The 20,249-nt window shown below is 62.4% G+C and carries 22 protein-coding genes; 11 read left to right on the top strand and 11 right to left on the bottom strand.

All coding sequences use genetic code 11. From position 1 onward, the window contains the following. Positions 1–124: 124 nt before the first annotated feature. The 3 genes from LVS58_RS22910 to LVS58_RS22900 all read right to left on the bottom strand — a co-directional run bounded on the left by LVS58_RS22910 (position 125) and on the right by LVS58_RS22900 (position 2,270). On the bottom strand, positions 125–1,030 hold the full coding sequence (locus LVS58_RS22910) for an alpha/beta fold hydrolase (RefSeq protein WP_233692945.1): 906 nt from the start codon (positions 1,028–1,030) through the stop codon (positions 125–127). Positions 1,031–1,204: 174 nt separating this feature from the next. Next, positions 1,205–1,891, bottom strand: coding sequence for an LrgB family protein (locus LVS58_RS22905; RefSeq protein ID WP_233692944.1), 687 nt, complete (start codon positions 1,889–1,891; stop codon positions 1,205–1,207). Further along, positions 1,881–2,270 carry a CidA/LrgA family protein gene (locus LVS58_RS22900; RefSeq protein ID WP_233692943.1) on the bottom strand — a complete coding sequence of 130 codons (390 nt, stop codon included), beginning with the start codon at positions 2,268–2,270 and terminating at the stop codon, positions 1,881–1,883. Before LVS58_RS22900 ends, LVS58_RS22905 begins: the two co-directional genes overlap by 11 nt. Positions 2,271–2,366: 96 nt before the next feature. On the opposite strand from LVS58_RS22900, the gene LVS58_RS22895 reads away from it, so the two are divergent. After that, positions 2,367–3,248: a LysR family transcriptional regulator gene (locus LVS58_RS22895; RefSeq protein ID WP_233692942.1), complete on the top strand. Its 882-nt coding sequence runs from the start codon at positions 2,367–2,369 to the stop codon at positions 3,246–3,248. Between the two features lie 19 nt (positions 3,249–3,267). On the opposite strand, the gene LVS58_RS22890 is transcribed toward LVS58_RS22895, so the two are convergent. Beyond that, positions 3,268–3,723 carry a flavodoxin gene (locus LVS58_RS22890; RefSeq protein ID WP_233692941.1) on the bottom strand — a complete coding sequence of 152 codons (456 nt, stop codon included), beginning with the start codon at positions 3,721–3,723 and terminating at the stop codon, positions 3,268–3,270. Positions 3,724–3,837: 114 nt separating this feature from the next. Between LVS58_RS22890 and LVS58_RS22885 the strand changes: the two genes are divergently transcribed. Together LVS58_RS22885 and LVS58_RS22880 are read left to right on the top strand one after the other, a co-directional pair. Then, on the top strand, positions 3,838–4,266 hold the full coding sequence (locus tag LVS58_RS22885; RefSeq protein ID WP_233692940.1) for a PAS domain-containing protein: 429 nt from the start codon (positions 3,838–3,840) through the stop codon (positions 4,264–4,266). A gap of 59 nt (positions 4,267–4,325) precedes the next feature. After that, positions 4,326–4,943 carry a hypothetical protein gene (locus tag LVS58_RS22880; protein WP_233692939.1) on the top strand — a complete coding sequence of 206 codons (618 nt, stop codon included), beginning with the start codon at positions 4,326–4,328 and terminating at the stop codon, positions 4,941–4,943. Here LVS58_RS22880 and LVS58_RS22875 read toward each other — a convergent pair. Beyond that, complete coding sequence (locus LVS58_RS22875) at positions 4,928–5,863, bottom strand: MerR family transcriptional regulator (protein WP_233692938.1); 936 nt, start codon at positions 5,861–5,863, stop codon at positions 4,928–4,930. The genes LVS58_RS22880 and LVS58_RS22875 overlap by 16 nt on opposite strands. Positions 5,864–6,087: 224 nt before the next feature. Between LVS58_RS22875 and LVS58_RS22870 the strand changes: the two genes are divergently transcribed. From LVS58_RS22870 to LVS58_RS22855, 4 genes are all read left to right on the top strand, one after another. After that, positions 6,088–6,648, top strand: coding sequence for an antibiotic biosynthesis monooxygenase (locus LVS58_RS22870; protein WP_233692937.1), 561 nt, complete (start codon positions 6,088–6,090; stop codon positions 6,646–6,648). A 76-nt stretch (positions 6,649–6,724) separates the two neighbouring features. Beyond that, positions 6,725–7,417: a dihydromonapterin reductase gene (gene folM / locus LVS58_RS22865; RefSeq protein ID WP_233692959.1), complete on the top strand. Its 693-nt coding sequence runs from the start codon at positions 6,725–6,727 to the stop codon at positions 7,415–7,417. A 9-nt stretch (positions 7,418–7,426) separates the two neighbouring features. After that, positions 7,427–7,720, top strand: a complete 294-nt coding sequence (locus tag LVS58_RS22860) for a DUF1244 domain-containing protein (protein WP_003251648.1) — start codon at positions 7,427–7,429, stop codon at positions 7,718–7,720. Continuing rightward, the gene (locus LVS58_RS22855) at positions 7,717–8,058 is read left to right on the top strand and encodes a HopJ type III effector protein (protein WP_233692936.1); all 342 of its coding nucleotides are present in this window, start codon (positions 7,717–7,719) and stop codon (positions 8,056–8,058) included. Before LVS58_RS22860 ends, LVS58_RS22855 begins: the two co-directional genes overlap by 4 nt. Before the next feature lie 44 nt (positions 8,059–8,102). On the opposite strand, the gene LVS58_RS22850 is transcribed toward LVS58_RS22855, so the two are convergent. Together LVS58_RS22850 and fabV are read right to left on the bottom strand one after the other, a co-directional pair. Beyond that, positions 8,103–9,011 carry an alpha/beta hydrolase family protein gene (locus LVS58_RS22850; protein WP_233692935.1) on the bottom strand — a complete coding sequence of 303 codons (909 nt, stop codon included), beginning with the start codon at positions 9,009–9,011 and terminating at the stop codon, positions 8,103–8,105. Positions 9,012–9,140: 129 nt separating this feature from the next. Continuing rightward, positions 9,141–10,352 (bottom strand): enoyl-ACP reductase FabV, encoded by a 1,212-nt coding sequence (gene fabV, locus LVS58_RS22845; RefSeq protein ID WP_003251642.1) that lies wholly within the window; start codon positions 10,350–10,352, stop codon positions 9,141–9,143. Positions 10,353–10,653: 301 nt separating this feature from the next. Here fabV and LVS58_RS22840 point away from each other — a divergent pair, with 301 nt between their 5' ends. Next, positions 10,654–11,832 carry an acetyl-CoA C-acetyltransferase gene (locus LVS58_RS22840; RefSeq protein ID WP_233692934.1) on the top strand — a complete coding sequence of 393 codons (1,179 nt, stop codon included), beginning with the start codon at positions 10,654–10,656 and terminating at the stop codon, positions 11,830–11,832. 233 nt (positions 11,833–12,065) lie between these two features. On the opposite strand, the gene LVS58_RS22835 is transcribed toward LVS58_RS22840, so the two are convergent. Beyond that, positions 12,066–12,890 (bottom strand): 5-methyltetrahydropteroyltriglutamate--homocysteine methyltransferase, encoded by an 825-nt coding sequence (locus tag LVS58_RS22835; RefSeq protein ID WP_233692933.1) that lies wholly within the window; start codon positions 12,888–12,890, stop codon positions 12,066–12,068. Positions 12,891–13,116: 226 nt separating this feature from the next. On the opposite strand from LVS58_RS22835, the gene LVS58_RS22830 reads away from it, so the two are divergent. Then, on the top strand, positions 13,117–14,604 hold the full coding sequence (locus LVS58_RS22830) for a methylenetetrahydrofolate reductase C-terminal domain-containing protein (RefSeq protein WP_233692932.1): 1,488 nt from the start codon (positions 13,117–13,119) through the stop codon (positions 14,602–14,604). On the opposite strand, the gene yjiA is transcribed toward LVS58_RS22830, so the two are convergent. The 3 genes from yjiA to LVS58_RS22815 all read right to left on the bottom strand — a co-directional run bounded on the left by yjiA (position 14,564) and on the right by LVS58_RS22815 (position 17,900). Beyond that, positions 14,564–15,541 carry a GTPase gene (gene yjiA / locus LVS58_RS22825; RefSeq protein WP_233692931.1) on the bottom strand — a complete coding sequence of 326 codons (978 nt, stop codon included), beginning with the start codon at positions 15,539–15,541 and terminating at the stop codon, positions 14,564–14,566. The genes LVS58_RS22830 and yjiA overlap by 41 nt on opposite strands. Before the next feature lie 77 nt (positions 15,542–15,618). Continuing rightward, on the bottom strand, positions 15,619–15,816 hold the full coding sequence (locus LVS58_RS22820) for a YbdD/YjiX family protein (protein ID WP_003251633.1): 198 nt from the start codon (positions 15,814–15,816) through the stop codon (positions 15,619–15,621). A gap of 17 nt (positions 15,817–15,833) precedes the next feature. After that, entirely contained in the window at positions 15,834–17,900 is a 2,067-nt protein-coding gene (locus LVS58_RS22815; RefSeq protein WP_233692930.1) for a carbon starvation CstA family protein, read from the bottom strand. 177 nt (positions 17,901–18,077) lie between these two features. Between LVS58_RS22815 and LVS58_RS22810 the strand changes: the two genes are divergently transcribed. Both LVS58_RS22810 and LVS58_RS22805 read left to right on the top strand, forming a co-directional pair. Further along, positions 18,078–18,440 carry a PilZ domain-containing protein gene (locus LVS58_RS22810; RefSeq protein WP_233692929.1) on the top strand — a complete coding sequence of 121 codons (363 nt, stop codon included), beginning with the start codon at positions 18,078–18,080 and terminating at the stop codon, positions 18,438–18,440. Between the two features lie 263 nt (positions 18,441–18,703). Beyond that, complete coding sequence (locus LVS58_RS22805; RefSeq protein ID WP_233692928.1) at positions 18,704–20,221, top strand: nucleobase:cation symporter-2 family protein; 1,518 nt, start codon at positions 18,704–18,706, stop codon at positions 20,219–20,221. Positions 20,222–20,249: the final 28 nt, after the last annotated feature.

Below are 20,249 nucleotides of genomic sequence, written 5' to 3'. Positions count from 1 at the left end.
TAGATTTTGAAGCTCCTTGATCTGACGTCTCGATTGGCCGCTGCGGCTTGCAGCGGCCTTTTTTTTGCGAGGCGTCTGAACGTGAACCCTGGCTGTCAGGTGACCGTCAATACGTTCAGCCTCGTCATGACCACGCCACTTTCGGCGGATGGAAGCTCAGCGGCTGTTCACGAAAGGCCAGGTAATGGCGCAGCACCTGCACTGGCGCTTCAGTATGCGGGTAATGGCCAATGCCCAGTAACTGCACGGTGTCCGGCTCCGGCACCAATTGCCGGTAGCGCTCAAGCATGTGCGCGCCGGAAAGCGGGTCGACCACGCCATTGATCAAGCGCAGCGGCACGCCTTTGCGTTGCATCGCCCCGACCCAGCGTTCGCGGTGCAACCTGCGCTCCGGCAGGTAGCCCACCAGCTTGTGCAGGATGCGCGTGCCCCGGTTGGCAGCGATCAGGCTCCATAAATCATCCAGCGCGCTTTCACTGGGATGCGTGCAGGGGCCGTAGACCTGGATCACGTTACGCACCAGGTCGTCACGCCCGAACGAGCGCCCCACCAGCCAGCCAAACCGGCTGAGCAGCAGCTTCTGCAGCAGTAGCATGCGGCAGCTTTCGGGGAACAGCCCGCTGTTGAGGAACACGCAACTGGCGATATCGGCACGCTGCTCATGGTGTCGGGCCAGCAGTTCCTGAGCCACGCTACCGCCGTAATCGTGGGCCAAAAGGTGCACTGGCTGCGTGAGCTGCAGATGGGCAAGCAATGCCTGCTGCAGGTCTGCCTGCTCCATCAGGCTGTAAGTGTGATCGACGGGTTTGTCCGAATCACCAAAGCCGAGCATGTCGCAAGCGATCACCCGGAAACGTTGGCTAAAAGGGCCCCACAGGTAGTGCCAGTCCCAACTGGCGGTGGGGAAACCGTGTAACAGAAGCAGAGGCTCTCCTTGCCCTGCTGTCCAGTAGCGGATGCTCTGGCCCCGGAACGTGAAACTCTGTGCCCGGGTACGCCAGACGCACAATGGAATCTCGGCCATAGGCATCAGAACGGTCCCGGGGTAGTGGTGTTGGCGGAATAGGGCAAGGCTGCGGTCATTGCATGTCACCTCGGCACTTACATGTGCTCTCTAGTCGAGGCAAGTCTAACCAGCAGCCCATTGGCGGGAACTTGCGTTGCCAGCCAGCTTGATGACTGAGCGAGTCAGTGGCACGAACGGTCAGAGTACCCAGGCCAACAACGGCGCCGCGAACAGGTTGAGTAGCCCGGTCAGGACCATCACCAGGCCGGCCACCGAGCCTTCCTCACGGCCCACTTCGTGCGCCCGGCTGACCCCGGCACCATGCGCGCCAACACCGAACAGCGCACCCCGTGCCAGCGGCGTGCGCAGCGGCAACCAACGCAACAGCACACCGCCGAACATGGCACCGAGCACGCCGGTGAACATGACGAACACCGCGGTCAGTTCTGGCACCCCACCCAGGTCATGGGCCAGGGGCATGGCAAATGGCGTGGTGATCGAGCGCGGCACCAGTGACAGGCTGGTTGCGCTGTCCAGCGCCATCAGGTGAGCCAGCCCCCAGGAGCTGGCGATCGAGGCACTGCTGCCGGCTACCATGCCCACCATCAGGGCCGGCCAATGGCGCGCCAACATGGCCCGCTGCTGCCAGATCGGCACCGCGAAGGCCACGGTCACCGGGCCGAGCACGCCCATCAACCAGTGGGTGTTGCGCGCATACTCGGCATAGGCTGTATGCAGCGGTACGGCCACAGCCAGCAGCAACACCGGCACCAGGATCAACGGCGACAGCAGGTAGCGCTTGCTACGCCGGTACAACCAACGGCTGCCCAGGTAAGCCAGCAAGGTCAAGGCCAACCAGAACAGCGGCATGGGTTCAAGGCTCACGGCGCAACCTCCAGCGGCACACCAGCTCCACGGTCATGGCGGTCACTACCATCACCATCAGCGTGCTCACGGCGATCACCAGCAAGATGCGCCAGCCCTCTTCACGGATCAGTGCGCCATAGTCGAGCAGGCTCATCAGCGCCGGGATGAAGAACAACAGCATCTCAGCCATCAGCCAGCCGGCCCCCAATTGCAGCATGGCCGGTTTGAGCACACCCGAAGCGAATAGCATCAACAGCAGAGCCAGGCCCATCACGCCGCCGGGGATTGGCCAGCCCAGCCAACGGGCGATCTGACCACCGAGCAGGAACAGCGCACAGAGAATCGCCAGCTCGACGAGCAGGCGCAGGGCTTTTTTCAATAATGATGCAGGTTTCATGGCGGTGTCCTCGACAGGCCTTCATTCTAAGATTTGGCTGCCTAGGCCAGAAGCGAATTGTTAGACTGCCCGCCATTCCAGAATGGAATCGAAGCGATGGAATTCAAACAACTGCGCAGCTTCATAGAAGTGGTCCACCGCGGCGGTTTTACCCAGGCGGCACAGACCCTGCACATCAGCCAGTCGGCCGTGAGCAAACAGGTGGCCCAGCTTGAGCAAGATGTGGGCCAGCCGCTGCTGGAGCGCCAGGCGTCGCACCTGCACCTGACCGCTGCCGGGCGCATCGTGCTGGAGCGTGGCGAAGCCCTGCTGCGCCAGCGCCAGGCGCTGCTCAACGAGCTGGACGATCTCAGCCAGATGGAGCGTGGCGAACTACGCCTGGGCTTGCCGATGCTTGGCAGCGACACGTTGTTCGCCGGCTTGTTCGCCGAGTACCGGCGGCGCCATCCGAACATCGCCATCCAGCTGCTAGAAGGCGGCAGCCGCAGCGTCGAACAGGCTGTCAGAAGTGGCGAACTGGAACTGGGCGGCTGTTTGACGCCCACCGACGAGGCATTCGACTACCAACCCTTCTGCAACGAACCGCTGGATGCCTTGCTGCCGGCTGGCCATGCCCTGGCGGGCCTGAACGGGGTGGGCCTGGGGCAACTGGCCGATACACCGTTCCTGCTGTACCAGCGCAGTTTCGTGCTCAACGACCGGCTGCTGAAGGCGTGCCAGCAACAGGGCTTCACCCCCAAGGAGGGCGGGCGCAGCGGCCAGGCGGATTTTCTGGTGGCGCTGGTAGCGGCGGGCCAGGGTGTGGTGCTGCTGCCCCGGGTGGTGGCAAAAGCGCTGGAGCGCCCTGGGGTGGTGCGTGTGCCGTTGAAGGCGCCGGCGGATTTGCGTTGGGATATCGCGTTTATCTGGCGACGCGGCGCCTACCTGTCACGGGCGGCGCAGGCGTGGTTGGCCTTGTTGCGCGCGCCCCACGGCTAGGCTCCGTACAGGTGCCGGGTCAAGCGTGCAGTGCGCTCGCCAACTCAGCCAGCCAAGGCTCGGCATCCGCCTCCGGGGTCACCGTCTCGCTCGCATCCAGGCGCAGCATCGGTTGCACCTCGCGCACGCCCAGCTCGGCGAACAGCTCACGCATCTGCTCGCCACCACCGCAGTAGGTATCGCCATAGCTGGAGTCACCCAGGGCGATCACCGCGCCAGGCAGGCCGCGCCAGGCCGCGGGCAGTGTGTCGCGAAGGGTGCTGTACAGCGGCATGAGGTTGTCCGGCAACTCACCCATACCGGTGGTCGAGGTCACGGCCAACAAGGCGTCGGGGGCAAAACCCTGAAGATCCTGAAGGGTGGCACGCGCAGCATGCCAGGCCTCGAAACCCGCCGCCTTGAGTAGCGATTCAGCGTGACGGGCGACTTCTTCGGCGGTGCCATAGACCGAGCCGGAAATAATGGCGACTTTCATCGGGTAGAGGATTCCGAAACTGAGTGAAATCGTAGGATACTAGCATTCAACGCTGGCAAAAGGCCGCCGTTACCAAAGTCGCCATCTTCAGTTTTTTTCTCCAATGGCCCGGACATGATCAACGCGCAATTGCTGCAATCGATGGTCGATGCATCCAATGACGGCATCGTGGTTGCCGAAAAGGAAGGCGACGACACCATCCTGATCTACGTGAACGCCGCTTTCGAGCACCTCACTGGCTACAGCCGTGACGAGATTCTCTATCAGGATTGCCGGTTCCTGCAGGCTGACGACCGTGACCAGCTTGGCCGCGCACGCATCCGCAAGGCCATGGCCGAAGGCCGCCCCTGCCGTGAAATCCTGCGCAACTATCGCAAGGATGGCAGCGCCTTCTGGAACGAGCTGTCGATCACGCCGGTGAAAAGCGACTTCGACCAGCGCACCTACTTCATCGGCATCCAGAAAGACGTCAGCCGCCAGGTCGAACTGGAACGGGAGCTGGCAGAACTGCGCGCTCGTCCGAAACCCGACGAACGCGCCTGAACCAAGTCCGCTACGCACGGTCAATCCCGTTGAAGAAATCGCCACCACCGAGTTCGATCATGCAAGCAGACGCGCTCCTGACCCAGGACGAGCTGGATTTCATACAGAACATGCAGCATTCGCCACAACTGAACCTGGCTGACACCATGTCGAGCCTGCTGGTCAATGGCGACCGCCGCATTCAAAGCTTGCTCACGCGGTTGGTGGCTAACGAGCAAGTGACCTTGCAGGCTCAGTTCAACAACCAGCAGATCAGTTTCCCGCTGCAACTGGTAGAGGACGAGTTCCACGCCCTGCACCTGCAGCTGGGTTCACCGGAAATCTACGAAGACGGCCCACTGCTGCGCCCATGGCGCCTGTCGCTGGACCAGCCGAGCGCCCTGCTCGATGCCCATGACGAGGCAAGCGGCCTGTGGGTGCGCGAGATTTCCTTCAAAGGCGTGCTGCTGGAAGTCCGTGATTTGCCAGCAGCACCCGACCGCTTCGAGCTGCGCTTCGCCCCGGGCGGCATCACCCCGATCGAACTGCACGGTGTGTTGGGCCGGCGAATCGGCGCAGACCTGGCTGCCTACGACCTCGGCCAAAGCCCAGCCGAAGAAATCGAACGCCTGCGCGACTACATCCTCCAGGCCCACCGCCTCGCCCATCCCGAGCTGCACACTCAAGTATCGAGCTGACGGGCCAGAAACTGCCGCAAGCGCTGGCGCATCACACTGCCCTGCGCCCCCAGGCAGGCTACAGGGCTGCCAGCCAGGCTGTCCTGAACCGCTTCCGCCGCTTCACCGGCCAGTAACAACGGGCATTCCAGCATCGACGCCAGGCGCTTGAGGTGCCGGGTGAGTTCTGCTGTTGGCGACGGGTGGGAAAACAGCACCAGGGCGTCCGGCTTCAGCCGTTCGCAGACCAGCGCGAGCTCTTGCAGCGGCTGCCCGTTCGCCAACGGGATCACGCGTATTTCGTCGCTACCCAGGATCAGGCTGGTGACCAGCAACTCAAGTTCATGGCACTGCCCCGGCAATGGCGCCAATAGCACGGTGCGGCTACACGGCACACGGGCCAGCTGCAAGCGGGCAAAAACCCGACCGCGCAGGAACTGATCATAGAACAGCCATTCGCTGGCCTGCCCATAGTCGCCTTGCCGCACTACCATGTCATGCCACACCGGCATGAACACATCGGCGAAAACCTGGTCCAGGGTGCTGGCCGCGAACACCTCGTCATAAAGGCGATCCAGGCCCGCTACGTCGAAGTGCTGTACCGCCAGGCGAATCTGGTTTTGCCAGCGCAAGCAGGGGTCCACTGCACCGTCAGCCTGCTCCGAGAGGGCATGGCCGCGAGCAAGAATGCTGCCCACCTTGCTGACCGCCACGCCGCGCTCCAGCCACCCGAGGATACGGCGGATTTCATCGATATCAGCCTGGGAATACAGGCGGTGGCCACTGTCGGTACGGATTGGCCGAATCAGACCATAACGGCGCTCCCAGGCGCGCAGGGTCACGGCGTTGACACCGGTCAGGCGGGACACTTCACGAATCGGAAACAGCTCCTGCTGCTCGAAACTCGCATCGATCACCGGTTTACCTCCCTGTTCGTTCATCTGCACGGAGTACCCTGAGTACGAAAAATCAACGAATAGCTTACTACGACTGTGGGGGGGCAGGGTCTGATGGTGTAACCGTTTGCCGGCTGATCGTTGCCGAAGATCGCAACTGCGCGATAATCCGCGCCCGATTTTTGCATGCCCGCCTGTGTCGCCCACCACCCCGGGCCACACAGCCAAGGGGCCAGCTACCCGCCAGCCCCGTTGCCAGGAGATACACGATGTCTACCCCACCCGTCACCCTCATGGTGTCGCGCCGCGCCGCCCATGGCCGCTACCAAGACCTGCTGGCCTGGCTGCACGAAGGCGAGCAACTGGCCACCGACTTCCCAGGCTACCTCGGTTCGGGCATCCTCGCCCCGCCGCGGGATGGCGACGAATTCCAGATCATCTTCCGGTTCAGCGACGAGCCCACCCTGCATGCCTGGGAGCACTCCGCCTCGCGCCGGGCATGGTTACAACGCGGCAACGGTTTGTTCGAGCGCCCCAAAGAGGCGCGCGTTAGCGGTATCGACGACTGGTTTGGCACCAGTAGGGTGCAAAAACCGCCACGCTGGAAGCAGGCCGTGGCCATCTGGCTGGCGTTTTTCCCAGTCTCGCTGGCCTTCAACCTGCTGTTCGGCCACTGGCTGACGGCGCTCGACCTCGTGCCCCGGGTACTGATCAGCACCCTGGCCCTGACGCCCGTGATGGTGTACCTGTTCATCCCGCTGTCCACCCGCCTGCTAGCCAGTTGGCTGCAGGCCTCACCGCCCACCGCTGGCGCCTTGCGCAGCCGCTGAGGCCAGGCCATACAACAGGGAAACAGTTCGGGTATGCTGGGCGGCAACAAGGACAGACAAGTTGACCGCCCCGAACATGAACAGCCCCATTCTCGTTACCGGAGCCAGCCAGCGCGTCGGGCTGGCCCTGGCCCTCGAACTGGCACAGGCCGGCCATACGGTGGTCAGTGCCAGCCGCAGCATCCAGCCACAGCCAGCCCACCCGAACATCGTGCAGTTTCAGGCCGACCTGTGCCAGGCGGGCGACCGCCAGGCGCTGATCGATCACCTGCACGATCGTTACGACGGCCTGCGCGCCATCATCCACAACGCCTCGCTGTGGCTCGACGACGGCCTCGACAACCTCGAGACCATGTTCCGCCTGCACGTCGAAGCGCCCTACCACCTCAACCTGGCCCTGGGTGATCTACTGGCCAAGGTGGAAAAGGCCGACATCATTCACATCTGCGACGAAACCTCTTCGCGCGGCAGTAAAAGCCACATCGGCTACGCCGCCACCAAGGCTGCCCTGCAGAACATGGTGCTGTCATTCGCCGAAAAATATGCGCCCAAGGTGCGTGTGAACGGTATCCTGCCCGGGCTGCTGATCCTCAAGGAAGGGGGTGACGAAGCCTACCGCCAGCAAACCCTGAAAAAGGCCCTGCTGGAATTCGAACCCGGCGCCGGCCCGCTGATCGAGGCCGTCAAGTACCTGCTCGCCAGCCAGTACAGCACCGGCAGCCAGGTGGTCATCAACGGTGGCCGCCACCTGAAGAACCGCATGACTTGAGAGAAGACCATGACCCCACAACAACAGCTCGAGCTCGAGGCCGCCGCGTTCCGGCGCCTGGTCGAACACCTGCAAAAGCGCACCGATGTACAGAACATCGACCTGATGAACCTGTCCGGTTTCTGCCGCAACTGCCTGTCCAAGTGGTACAAGGCTGCCGCTGACGAGCGTCAGCTGGACCTGAGCCTGGATGATGCTCGCGAAGCGGTGTACGGCATGCCCTACGCCGAGTGGAAAGCCCAATACCAGAAAGAAGCCAGCGCCGAGCAACAAGCGGCGTTCGAAAAAGGAAAAACCTCGTGACTGACCTGAATACCCTGCGCGCAAGCCTGGCCAGCGGCCAACATGTATTTGCCGATACCCTGGCGTTCATTGCCGACAACTACAGCTACCAGCCGCAGGCCTTCAACAACGGCGGCGTGGAGAATGCGGCAGGGCAGAACGAAGGTTCGTGCAAAACCCTGGGCCTGGCCTTGCTGGAAGGGCTGAGCGACCAGGAAGCCCTGCTGGCCTTCGGCGAGCATTACCGTGATGTGGTGGCCACACCTGAGGGCAGCGACCATGGCAACATCCGTGCGCTGATCAAACACGGTCTGACGGGTGTGAAGTTTGCTACGCAGCCGCTTGCGCGCAAGGCTTGATATTGCCGGGGCCGCTTTGCGGCCCCACGATCCTGCGCCCGCCATCAATCCATGAGGGTGCCAGGCGCCCCGCCTTCAAGCCTCCCCTGCCGCAACCACTGCAAGGCCACCGGCCACAGGTTTTCGCGAAACCGGTCATGGAAGAACGCGAAATGGCCAATTTCATCGACCGAGATATCCGCAGGTGCAATGCGCAGGTGCTGGCGCTCGGCACTTTGCAGATACCCCAACAAACGCTCGGTTGCCGCTACGGTCCCGAAAGGGTCGTCCGTCAGACTGATGGCCAGCGTCTTCGCACGCACCTGGGCGAACGGTAGCGCCGCCAACGCCCGCCCGCTGGGGCGGTGCTCATAACGTGGGGTACGCGTGGTCCAGTCATGCACCACGCCGGATGGCGTGTCTTCCAGCCAACCCAGGCGCTTGCCGGGAAAGTAGCCAAATAGCCGAGTCAACAGCGGCATGACCACATGCCACTTGCCCAACAGCTGCCAGCGCTGGTTGGCCGCGTAGTCGCGCCAGTAGGCGAACTGCGCACCCACCATCACGACCCGACGGATCTGCCCAGCCGACGGCGCCAGGCCTACAGCACAACCGCCGAAACTGTGCCCCACCACGTCCACCGGCTGACCAGGGAAATGCCCTGCCGCATGCGCCAGCATGGCTTCGAAATCCAGCCGGCCCCAGTCACTCCAGGAGGCCTGGAAGCCACGCAGCGACGCCGGCCGGGATTCGCCGATGCCACGGTAGTCGTAGGTCAGCACATCGCAACCGTGGGCGAACAGGTAGTCGGCAAAACGGGCGTAATAGCGGCAGCGTACCGAGGTGGCAGCGTTGATGATCACCAGCGGGCGCTGGGTGTCAGGTTGGGCGTGGCGCCAGCAGAAGCCGCCGAGGCTGTATCCGTCGGCCGCGGGGTGGCGAAATGGGGTAGCGGGTTGGGTGAGGCTACTCATGGCGCATTTCCTGTCGTTGTGCGCCAAAACTAGCAAAGATTTTGTAGCCTGTACCGGCCTCTTCGCGGGTGAACCCGCTCCTACAGGGGAGCGGGCTTGCCGCGAAGAGGCCGGTACAGGCTTAGCCGATTACAGCTCGACGCAGTCGAACTTCACATCGGTGGCCACGTCTTCGTCGTAGTTGACGTCAGCGCGCTCGAAACCGAACAGGTTAAGGAACTGCTTCTTGTAGCCGGCGTAGTCGGTCAGCTCGAACAGGTTCTCGGTGGTCACCTGTGGCCACAGGGCCTTGCAGGCGTTCTGCACGTCGTCACGCAGTTCCCAGTCGTCCAGGCGCAGGCGCCCCTTCTCGTCGACCTCTGCCGGCGCACCGTCGGTACGGTACATACGGTCGCGGTACATGCGGTCGAGCTGGTCCTGGGTGCCTTCGTGAACACCTTTCTCCTGCATGATCTTGAAGACCATCGACAGGTACAGTGGCATCACCGGGATGGCCGAGCTGGCCTGGGTGACCACCGACTTGAGCACCGCCACGTTGGCGCCGCCTTTCACTTCACCGGCCAGCTTCTGGTTCAGACGCAGGGCGGTTTCGTCCAGGTCCTGCTTGGCCTGGCCCAGTGCACCGTGCCAGTAGATCGGCCAGGTGATATCGCTGCCGATATAGCTGAAGGCCACGGTGCGAGCGCCTTCGGCAAGTACATTGGCGCCAGCCAGCGCATCGATCCACAGCTGCCAGTCCTGGCCACCCATGACGGTGACGGTGTCGGCGATTTCCTGCTCGGTGGCCGGCTCGATGCTGGCCTCGATGATGGTGTCTTTATTGGTGTCGATGGCGGTCGACTTGTATGGCTGGCCGATCGGCTTGAGTGCCGAGCGAATGACTTCACCGGTCTGCGGCAACTTGCGCACGGGCGACGCCAGCGAGTAGATGACCAAGTCGACCTTGCCACCCATTTCGTTCTTGATCAGCTCGATGACCTTGGCGCGCGCTTCGTCGGAGAAGGCGTCACCGTTGATCGACTTGCTGTACAGGCCCTCGGCCTTGGCGAACTTGTCGAAGGCGGCAGCGTTGTACCAGCCAGCCGTGCCGGCCTTGGTTTCGGTGCCTGGCTTTTCGAAGAAAACGCCCAAGGTGTCGGCCTTGAAGCCGAAAGCCGCGGTGATGCGGGCAGCCAGGCCGTAGCCGCTGGAAGCACCGATGACCAGGACCTTCTTCGGGCCATCCTCGCGTACGCCCAGCTTGCGGGTGGCTTCGATCTGGTCACGGACGTTGAGCTCGCAGCCCTTCGGGTGAGTCGTGGTGCAGATGAAACCGCGAACCTTAGGATGAATGATGGCCAATGTCTGTACCTCGTCAGGTTTATGCCAGGAAAGCGCCGCCTGGGGCGATTCCGATTGATCAGAGGGTGAGACTACCCCCGCAGGTTATCCGACACATATTACGGGGTGATCAAAGGGATGCAAAACCAGAGTTCGTCTGTGCAGGAGGGTCACAGCAGCAGGACATCCAGATTGGCGGGTTGCAACGCCGACCACCCATTGATTGGCTTTTCACATCAATCCGAAAGAAAAACAAACTTAACAAATAAGCCAAACCCACCGATGCTGGCGGCACTACGCCCATTGCACGGAGAACAACAACATGAACGACGTGGTGATCGTCGCCGCAACCCGTACCGCCATCGGCAGCTTCCAGGGCGCCTTGGCCACTGTGCCTGCGGTCGACCTCGGCGCCGCCGTGATCAAGCACCTGCTGAAACAAACCGGGCTGGACCCGGCGCAGGTCGACGAAGTCATCCTCGGCCAAGTGCTCACTGCCGGTGCCGGTCAGAACCCGGCACGCCAGGCAGCGATCAAGGCGGGCCTGCCCTTCAGCGTGCCGGCCCTGACCCTGAACAAGGTCTGCGGCTCGGGCCTCAAGGCCCTGCACCTGGCCACCCAGGCGATCCGCTGTGGCGATGCCGAGGTGGTAATTGCCGGTGGCCAGGAGAACATGAGCCTTGCCCCCTACGTGATGCCCTCGGCCCGCACCGGCCAGCGCATGGGCCATGGCCAACTGATCGACAGCATGATCACGGATGGCCTGTGGGATGCCTTCAATGACTATCACATGGGCATCACTGCCGAAAACCTGGTGGACAAGTACGGCCTCAGCCGTGAGCAGCAGGATGCCTTTGCTGCCGAATCGCAGCGCAAGGCAGTGGCAGCGATCGAGGCCGGCCGTTTCGACGCTGAAATCACCCCCATCGTGCTACCGCAGAAAAAGGGAGAGCCCAAGGTTTTTGCCCGTGACGAGCAACCACGCCCGGACACCACCGCCGAGTCCCTGGGCAAACTGCGCCCGGCCTTCAAGAAGGACGGCAGCGTCACCGCAGGCAATGCCTCCAGCCTGAACGACGGCGCCGCCGCCGTGCTTTTGATGAGCGCAGCAAAGGCCAAGGCTTTGGGCCTGCCAGTGCTGGCGAAGATCGCCGCCTATGCCAGTGCCGGGGTAGACCCCGCGATCATGGGTATTGGTCCGGTTTCGGCGACCCAGCGTTGCCTGGACAAGGCCGGTTGGCAACTGGCCGAGGTGGACCTGATCGAAGCCAACGAAGCCTTTGCCGCCCAGGCGCTGGCCGTGGGCAATGCACTGGCATGGGATGCCGCGCGGGTTAACGTCAATGGAGGGGCGATTGCCCTGGGCCACCCGATTGGTGCTTCCGGGTGCAGGGTGCTGGTGACCCTGCTGCACGAGATGATCAAACGGGATGCCGGAAAAGGCCTGGCGACCTTGTGCATTGGCGGTGGACAAGGGGTTGCGCTGGCCATCGAGCGCTGATTGATTCAAGCAGGCCCGGCCTCTTCGCGGGTAAACCCGCTCCTACACAGGATCAGTGCTTGGGCAAAGGCCGCCGTAGGAGCGGGTTTACCCGCGAAAGGGCCGGGCCTGCTGGTCAATTTCCACCCGCCGTTCACCGTTGCAGCCGCCACCGTATTCGCGGGTACACCCGCTCCTACAGTGATCGGTGGTGAACACACATCAGCGAAGAGGCCGGCACAGGCAGCAAACGATCAAGCCGCGACTCGGTCCTGCTCCAGCGAAGCGGCCAGCACCGCCACTTCCTGGCACTTCTGCACGGCCAGGGCCACTGGGCTTCCCAGCAGCGAACAGGCCGGTGCCAACCACAGCCGCTCACCCAGGCGTTCATGGGCCTCGTGCAGCAGCCCCAGGGTCTTGTTCAGATCGCAAGGCGAGGCGTTGCGACCATCTACCAGGCCCAGCGACAGTACTTTATAGGCCGGTAGGCGGTCGAGAATGCTCTGGTACTGCTCGGGGGCCTGGACCAGATCGACGTGCAGGCCATCGACCGGCAGGTTGGCCGCCAGGCCGAGGTTGCCTTCCAGGCCACCGAAGTACGTGGCGATCAGCTTCTTCAGCGGTGCGCGTTGAAGGATGTTGTAAACGCGTTCATAGGCATTTTTCCAGTCCTGGGGCAGGGCCTGGGCGAGGATGGGTTCATCGATCTGCACCCATTCAACGCCATGGCCGGCCAGGCGGTTGAGAAGCTGGTCATACACGGGCAGCAGGCGGTCAAGCAGCTCCAGCCTGTCGAAGTCACCGCCCACGGTCTGGCCCTGCCACAGGTAGGTCAAGGGGCCGATCACCACCGGCTTGACTGCATGGCCCAGGGCCTTGGCGTGTTCCACTTCTTCGAACAGGGGCTCCCAGTTCAGAGCGAACGGCTGGTCACCTGTGCTCAGCACGTGGCTCTCCCAGGCGAAGTCGCCGACCGGCAACAGCTCGATGCCGGCGTCTTTCTGCACCTGCCAGTGGCGGGCACGCAGCTCGCGGTCACGGCTGATGTGTGGAAAGCCCAGGTTATGTGCCAGTGCCATGTCTTGTCCCTTCAGCATGCTTGAGTGAATAAGGGGGATTCTCCGGCTGATGGGATATTGAGACAAACTCATTAAATTTGAGATGAACCCAAGAAATCTTCATGATCGCGATCCTGCATTGCGGCCCCCATGTCTCATTCAGATCACCATCCTGCGCCTCCAGACATGACCCAGCTCGTCTTCTGCCGCACAATGCCACCCTGACCACACCTGGTGCCCGGCCAACATGAGCCTGCTGAAAACCGCCCTGCGCGACCAGAAATTCGTTTGCGTAATGGAGTTCGTCCCCAAGCCTTCCGCAGAACGCTTTGCCGCCATGGAAGCGATCATGGCCCGTGCGCATCTGTGCGGCTGGCCTATGACCGTGGCCATCGGTGATCGTGTCGGCAGCCCGCTGGACATGTCACCGCTGGACGCCCTCGCCTCGTTCAGCAAGCCTGTGCCTGCCCTGCCGCATTTTTCAGGCAAGGATCGTGAACGCCACCACCTGCTCGCCCAACTGCAGCGCATGGACGCCGCCGGCCTCGATCAGCTGTTGCTGCTGACTGGTGACCGCCTGCCCGGCCATGAACCTGGCCAGCGCCCGGTGCGTTACCTGGAATCGGTCGCTGCCCTGCAGGTTGCCCGCCAGGCCTGCCCACACTGGCTGCTGGGTGCGGCGCTAAACCCGTTCAAGTATCACGAGGAAGAAGGCGGCGCCCAGTATTTCAAGGCCGAGAAAAAGCTGGCAGCGGGGGCTGACTTCCTCACCTTGCAACTGGGCTTCGATGCCGCCAAGCATCAGGAAGCCATACACTGGATGCGCCGCCAGTCCACACCCAAGCCCATGCTGGCCTGCCTCATGAGCCTCACCCACGGGCGCGCGGCAATGCTCGACCACGTGGCCGGCGTCACTGTCACCCCATCCATGCGCGACATGCTCGAAGCGGAGGCGGCGCAGTCCAAGGCCTTTGCCCAGGCGCGCAGTGTTGACCGCCTGGCCTTGCAGATCATCGGTGTGAAGCTGATGGGTTACGCCGGTGTGCACCTGTCAGGGGTTCACGCACTCGAACAGCTGCTGGCGCTGGAGGCCCGTATCGAGCACTGGCAAACCCAGGTTCAGTCCCTGGAGCAATGGGCACCGGCCTGGCACGCCAGCTGGCACATGCCCAGCCTGCCGGCGGTGATCTTTCATCCGCCCCAGGCAGGCTGGCGCCTGGGCGAGTCACGGGTCGATGCCTCGTTCAAGGAAAAAGCCCGCTATCACCTGATGCATGGCATGCATTCACTGCTGTTCAGCCGGCGCAACAGCCTGAGCAAGGCCTTTGGCTGGGCGGTGCGGCAGCCTCTGTGGGGTACACGCGTCGGCGCACACGTGCTGCACACGCTGGAGCGCAGTGTGAAGCGCCCCTTGGTGGGTTGCGACACCTGCGGCCGTTGCCGCCTGGAAGACACCTTGTATATCTGCCCGGAAACTTGCCCTAAAGGCCTGGCCAACGGCCCTTGCGGCGGAACCGCCCTGAACCGCTGCGAGTTCGGCGACCGCGAGTGCATTCACAGCGTCAAGTACCGCACTGCCAAGGCAGTGCAGCAAACCGCAGTGCTGACCGAACGCCTGATCCCCTGCATCGAGGTCGAAACCCGCCACCGCAGCTCATGGCCGCAGTGGTTTGCAGGGCAGACGCCGCAGCGGCTCAGCCCGCAGCCATTGCCTCGAAGCCAGCCCGAATCGTAGCCTCGGGCAGCTCATCGGCTATGAACACCATCACGCTCTCGCGCGCTTCGCCTGCGGCCCACTCGGCGTCCCAGTCGAAGCCATACAGCTTGAGCACGCCCTGAAACACCAGCTTGCGCTCCTCGCCGGCAATGTTCAGCACGCCCTTGTAGCGCAGCAGCTGTTTGCCGTGGGTTTCCAGCAGCTCGTTCATGAAGCTGCTGAGGCGGTCGATATCCAGCGGGGCTTCGGTACGCAGCACCATCGTGGAGATGCGGTCCGGGGTGGCAGGTTTGAGCACGGGTTGCAACCTTGGTTTCAGGTTCACCCCAAGGTCGGGGTTGAGGTTGAAACCTCGCACATCCAGTAGTGCAGCCAGGTCGATGCAGCCGTGTTCGACCACACGGATCGCAGCCCTGCTGTTGATGCGGACCAGGCGCTCGCGCAGGGCTTCAACGGCCGCTGGCTCGACCAGGTCGGTCTTGCTCAGCAGCAGACGATCGGCAAAGCCGACCTGCGCCTGGGCGATGGTCTGGGTCAGATGCAGTTCGGCATGCGCGGCATCGACAAGGGTGATGATGCCGTCGAGGATGTAGCGCTCACGCAGCTCCTCGTCGATGAAGAACGTTTGCGCGACCGGCGCTGGGTCGGCCAGGCCGGTGCATTCGATCACCAGGCGATCGAAGGCGATTTCCCCGGCATCCAGGCGTTCAAGCAGCAGATAAAGCGCGCGGGTCAGGTCGCCATGGATGCTGCAGCATACACAACCGTTGGCCAAGGTCATGACCTGCACCGGCTGGTCACCCAGCAGTTGGCTGTCGATGCCGGCCTCGCTGAATTCGTTTTCGATCACGGCGAGCTTCAGGCCATGCTCGGCCTTGAGCATGTGCCTGAGCAAGGTGGTCTTGCCGGCACCGAGGAAGCCCGTGAGGACGGTTACGGGAATGGGCGTCTGCACGCAAAATACTCCTGAATCTGAAAATGACTGTGGGAGCCGGTTACCCAGGCTCCCACAGATTTACACGTACCGCAGGCTCAACAGCACTTGGGCCCGGACTTGCCACCGTAACGGGCTTCCTGGCGTTCGCGGAAAAACGCCTCGTAGCTCATCACCGGCTTGTCCGGATGCGTTTTCTGCATGTGTTCGACATAGTTGTCGTAGTCGGGCATGCCGACCATCAGGCGGGCTGCCTGCCCCAGGTATTTGCCCAGTCGACCCAAGTCGTTGAACATGATTGCAGTCCTCTCGATTACGCGTCAGGCAACGCCTGGAACGGGGTTTCCTTGTCGCTGCGCTCCTTGCGGCCCAAGGCGGCATAGCCGACCTTGATGGCGAAGAACAGGATGCTGAAGACCACCAGCAGGAACAAGATCGTCAGGCCCGCGTTGGTGTAGGCGTTGAAGATCACGTGCTGCATCTGCCCGATGTCCTTGGCCGGGGCCAATACCTGGCCGGCGTCCAGCGCAGTGCTGTACTTCTCGGCCAGGGCCAGGAAGCCGACAGCCGGGTTGGGGTCGAACAGCTTGATCAGGCCTGCAGCCGTGGTGCAGATCAGCAGCCATACGGCCGGCAGCAGGGTGACCCAGATGTAGCGCTGGCGCTTCATCTTGATCAGCACCACAGTGCCGAGCATCAAGGCAATACCGGCCAGCATCTGGTTGGAGATACCAAACAGCGGCCACAGGGTGTTGATGCCACCCAGCGGGTCGATTACGCCCTGGTACAGCAGATAGCCCCAGAGTGCCACGCAGCCAGCGGTGGCCAGCAGGTTGGCCCCCCACGATTCGGTGCGTTTGAGTGCAGGCACGAAGCTGCCCAGCAGGTCCTGCAACATGAAGCGCCCGGCACGGGTACCCGCGTCGACCGCAGTGAGGATGAACAGCGCCTCGAACAGGATCGCGAAGTGGTACCAGAAGGCCATGGTGTTTTCACCTGGCAACACCTGGTGCAGGATCTGCGCGATACCGACCGCCAGGGTTGGCGCACCGCCGGCACGGGCCAGGATGGTGTGCTCGCCGATATCACGGGCAACGGCTTCGAGCTGCTCAGGTGTAATCAGGAAGCCCCAACTGCTGACTGTCTGCGCCACCGACGCGACATCGCCACCGACCACCGCAGCCGGGCTGTTCATGGCGAAGTACACGCCCGGTTCGATCACCGAGGCAGCAACCATGGCCATGATGGCGACGAACGACTCCATCAGCATGCCGCCGTAGCCGATATAGCGGGCGTTGGTTTCGTTATCCAGCAGCTTCGGCGTGGTCCCCGAGGAAATCAGCGCGTGGAAGCCGGACACCGCACCACAGGCAATGGTGATGAACAGGAACGGGAACAGGGTCCCCTTCCACACCGGGCCCGTACCGTCGGTGAACTGGGTCAGCGCCGGCATTTTCAGCTCGGGTGCGATGATCAGGATACCGATGGCCAGGCCAACGATCGTGCCGATCTTGAGGAAGGTCGACAGGTAGTCACGCGGTGCCAGCACCAGCCACACCGGCAGCACGGCAGCGACGAAACCGTAGCCCACCAGCATCCAGGTGATCTGCACGCCGGTGAACGTGAACGCCGGGCCCCACACCGGGTCCGCAGCGATCACGCCACCCAGCCAGATCGAGGCCAGCAGCAGCACCACACCAACCACCGAGATTTCGCCAATACGGCCCGGACGGATGTAGCGCATGTAGATGCCCATGAACATCGCGATCGGGATGGTCGCCATCACCGTGAACATGCCCCATGGGCTTTCGGCCAGGGCCTTGACCACGATCAGCGCCAGCACCGCGAGGATGATGATCATGATCAGGAAGCAGCCGAACAGGGCGATGGTGCCCGGGATTCTGCCCATTTCCTCGCGCACCATGTCGCCCAGCGAGCGCCCATTGCGGCGGGTAGACAGGAACAGGACCATGAAGTCCTGCACCGCACCGGCCAGCACCACGCCGGCAATCAGCCACAGCGTGCCGGGCAGGTAGCCCATTTGCGCGGCGAGGACCGGCCCGACCAAGGGGCCTGCGCCGGCGATGGCCGCGAAGTGGTGACCAAAAAGAATGTGTTTGTTGGTCGGGACGTAGTCCAGGCCATCGTTGTTGAGTACCGCCGGGGTGGCACGGCGCGGGTCGAGTTGCATCACCTTGGTGGCGATGAACAGGCTGTAGTAACGATAGGCGACCAGGTAGATGGCCACTGCCGCGACTACGATCCACAAGGCGTTGATGGCCTCGCCGCGACGCAGGGCAACCACACCCAGTGCGCAGGCGCCTATGACTGCCAGCGCCAGCCACGGAATATGGCGTAGCAGGCTATTATTGTTGTTCATGGTTAGCTTCCAGCTGGTGGATTGGAAAGACCGCCCACCGAGTCTAGGGCCAGTCAAGCGGCATTGCCACACTTGCTTCGTTCTAGAGCCTCTGCGGCCAGATTGCAGTACCTGATGCACATGCAACTCTAACTATAGTCAGGATGACACCTGATGACCTATTCGAGGATCCATGCCATGAGCGATCATGACGAACGCCGCCGCTTTCAGCGCATCGACTTCGATGCCCCCACCGAGCTGCGCCAGGGGTTGAACCACTGGCCTGCAAAACTGCTGGACCTTTCCCTCAAAGGCTTGCTGATCGAACGCCCGGCAGATTGGGATGCCGACCTGAGCCAGGACTTCGACGCCATCATCCACCTGGACAACGATGCCCGCGTGCAGATGCAGGTTGAACTGCGCCACGAAGAACCGGACCGCCTTGGCTTCATCTGCCTGTACATCGACCTCGATTCGATGAGCCATTTGCACCGTCTTGTGGAATTGAACGTGGCTGACAGCACCGAAATGATGCGTGAGCTGCGCGAACTCATCGAATAATAAAATCTCTTAGCTAGCTAACAGCCTTCCCGCCGGGTGTTTCTTGTCTACCCAGACAGCTTTAAGCCTGGGTAGCGATGCTTTGTACACACCCTTCTAATACAGCCTCTGCCAGGTTGGTACGCCTTCTGCATTGGGTTTTCGCACACCCTGCAGTTGCATCTGTTCGCGCTCCGATCAAAATATTGTATACAATTCTTGTGGCAATCATTTGTAGGAAGTGTCTACAGTAGCGGCACAACAATAAACAGAGAGCCTGCTCCATGACTACGTCCCCTAGCACGTCTCCCGCCAAGCGACCCGAGGATGAAAACCTCGGTCTTGGTGCCAACCTGGCCTATGGTCTGCAGCATGTGCTGACCATGTATGGTGGGATCGTCGCAGTACCCCTGATCCTGGGGCAGGCCGCGGGCCTGAATGGTGCCGAAATCGGCATGCTGATCGCCGCCTCGCTGTTCGCCGGTGGCCTTGCCACCCTGCTGCAGACCCTTGGCCTGCCGTTCTTCGGTTGCCAGTTGCCACTCGTGCAAGGCGTGTCGTTCGCCGGTGTGGCGACCATGGGTGCGATCCTGAGCAGCGAGGGGGGCGGTGGCCTGCCAGGGGTGCTCGGCGCGGTCATGGCAGCGTCGCTGATCGGCTTTCTGATCACGCCAGTGTTCTCGCGCATCACCAAGTTCTTCCCGCCGCTGGTGACCGGTATCGTCATCACCACCATCGGCCTGACCTTGATGCCGGTTGCCGCACGCTGGGTAATGGGTGGCAACAGCGCCTCGCCGGAGTTCGGCAGCATGGCCAACATTGGCCTGGCCGGGCTGACCTTCGCTATCGTGCTGCTGCTGAGCAAGCTTGGCAGCGCAACCATCTCACGCCTGTCGATACTGCTGGCCATGGTGGTCGGCACGCTGATTGCCTGGGCATTGGGCATGGCCGATTTCAGCAAGGTCACCGAAGGCCCGATGTTCGCCTTCCCCACGCCTTTCCACTTTGGCATGCCGGAGTTCCACATCGCTGCGATCCTGTCGATGTGTATCGTGATCATGGTCACCCTTGTGGAAACGTCGGCCGATATCCTCGCCGTAGGTGAGATCATCGACACCAAGGTGGACTCCAAGCGCCTGGGCAACGGCCTGCGCGCCGACATGGCATCGAGCATCCTGGCGCCGATTTTCGGTTCGTTCACCCAGAGCGCGTTCGCCCAGAACGTTGGCCTGGTGGCCGTGACCGGGGTCAAGAGCCGCTACGTGGTGGCTACCGGCGGCGTGATTCTGGTGGTACTCGGCCTGCTGCCGATCATGGGCCGGGTGATTGCCGCCGTGCCTACCCCGGTACTGGGCGGCGCCGGTATCGTGCTGTTCGGCACCGTGGCAGCCAGCGGTATCCGCACCCTGTCCAAGGTCAGCTACAAGAACAACGTCAACCTGATCATCGTCGCCGCCTCGCTGGGCTTCGGCATGATCCCGATTGCCGCGCCGACCTTCTACCACCACTTCCCGAACTGGTTCGAGACCATCTTCCACTCCGGCATCAGCTCGGCGGCGATCATGGCCATCCTGCTGAACCTGATCTTCAACCATTTCACCACCGGCAACTCGGAAAACCAGTCGGTGTTCGCTGCAGCCTATGAGCGCACCATCCAGTACTCGGACATTTCCGCGCTGCGTGATGGGGACTACTTCAAAGATGGCAAGCTGTTCGATGCCGAGGGTAACGAAGTGCCGATGCTGGAACTGGACGAGCATGGCAATGAAGCGGTCAGGCGAACGGCCGTTGCCGAGCACTGACTGATTGCAGGAGCGAGCATGCTCGCTC

Source organism: Pseudomonas sp. JR33AA (assembly GCF_021378985.1).
In the GTDB taxonomy this organism is placed as follows: Bacteria; Pseudomonadota; Gammaproteobacteria; order Pseudomonadales; family Pseudomonadaceae; genus Aquipseudomonas; species Aquipseudomonas alloputida.
This window is presented reverse-complemented; position numbering and strand designations above follow the sequence as displayed.

Excerpts from the sequence above, each read along its gene's own strand:
- LVS58_RS22890 (WP_233692941.1), bottom strand. The coding sequence starts at position 3,723 with ATGAAAGTCGCCATTATTTCCGGCTCGGTCTATGGCACCGCCGAAGAA.
- LVS58_RS22835 (WP_233692933.1), bottom strand. The coding sequence starts at position 12,890 with ATGGCACTGGCACATAACCTGGGCTTTCCACACATCAGCCGTGACCGC.
- LVS58_RS22810 (WP_233692929.1), top strand. The coding sequence starts at position 18,078 with ATGAGCGATCATGACGAACGCCGCCGCTTTCAGCGCATCGACTTCGAT.
- LVS58_RS22830 (WP_233692932.1), top strand. The coding sequence starts at position 13,117 with ATGAGCCTGCTGAAAACCGCCCTGCGCGACCAGAAATTCGTTTGCGTA.
- LVS58_RS22895 (WP_233692942.1), top strand. The coding sequence starts at position 2,367 with ATGGAATTCAAACAACTGCGCAGCTTCATAGAAGTGGTCCACCGCGGC.
- LVS58_RS22815 (WP_233692930.1), bottom strand. The coding sequence starts at position 17,900 with ATGAACAACAATAATAGCCTGCTACGCCATATTCCGTGGCTGGCGCTG.
- LVS58_RS22910 (WP_233692945.1), bottom strand. The coding sequence starts at position 1,030 with ATGCCTATGGCCGAGATTCCATTGTGCGTCTGGCGTACCCGGGCACAG.
- LVS58_RS22885 (WP_233692940.1), top strand. The coding sequence starts at position 3,838 with ATGATCAACGCGCAATTGCTGCAATCGATGGTCGATGCATCCAATGAC.
- LVS58_RS22870 (WP_233692937.1), top strand. The coding sequence starts at position 6,088 with ATGTCTACCCCACCCGTCACCCTCATGGTGTCGCGCCGCGCCGCCCAT.
- LVS58_RS22875 (WP_233692938.1), bottom strand. The coding sequence starts at position 5,863 with ATGAACGAACAGGGAGGTAAACCGGTGATCGATGCGAGTTTCGAGCAG.
- LVS58_RS22900 (WP_233692943.1), bottom strand. The coding sequence starts at position 2,270 with ATGAAACCTGCATCATTATTGAAAAAAGCCCTGCGCCTGCTCGTCGAG.
- folM (WP_233692959.1), top strand. The coding sequence starts at position 6,725 with ATGAACAGCCCCATTCTCGTTACCGGAGCCAGCCAGCGCGTCGGGCTG.
- LVS58_RS22880 (WP_233692939.1), top strand. The coding sequence starts at position 4,326 with ATGCAAGCAGACGCGCTCCTGACCCAGGACGAGCTGGATTTCATACAG.
- LVS58_RS22840 (WP_233692934.1), top strand. The coding sequence starts at position 10,654 with ATGAACGACGTGGTGATCGTCGCCGCAACCCGTACCGCCATCGGCAGC.
- LVS58_RS22820 (WP_003251633.1), bottom strand. The coding sequence starts at position 15,816 with ATGTTCAACGACTTGGGTCGACTGGGCAAATACCTGGGGCAGGCAGCC.
- LVS58_RS22805 (WP_233692928.1), top strand. The coding sequence starts at position 18,704 with ATGACTACGTCCCCTAGCACGTCTCCCGCCAAGCGACCCGAGGATGAA.
- LVS58_RS22860 (WP_003251648.1), top strand. The coding sequence starts at position 7,427 with ATGACCCCACAACAACAGCTCGAGCTCGAGGCCGCCGCGTTCCGGCGC.
- LVS58_RS22850 (WP_233692935.1), bottom strand. The coding sequence starts at position 9,011 with ATGAGTAGCCTCACCCAACCCGCTACCCCATTTCGCCACCCCGCGGCC.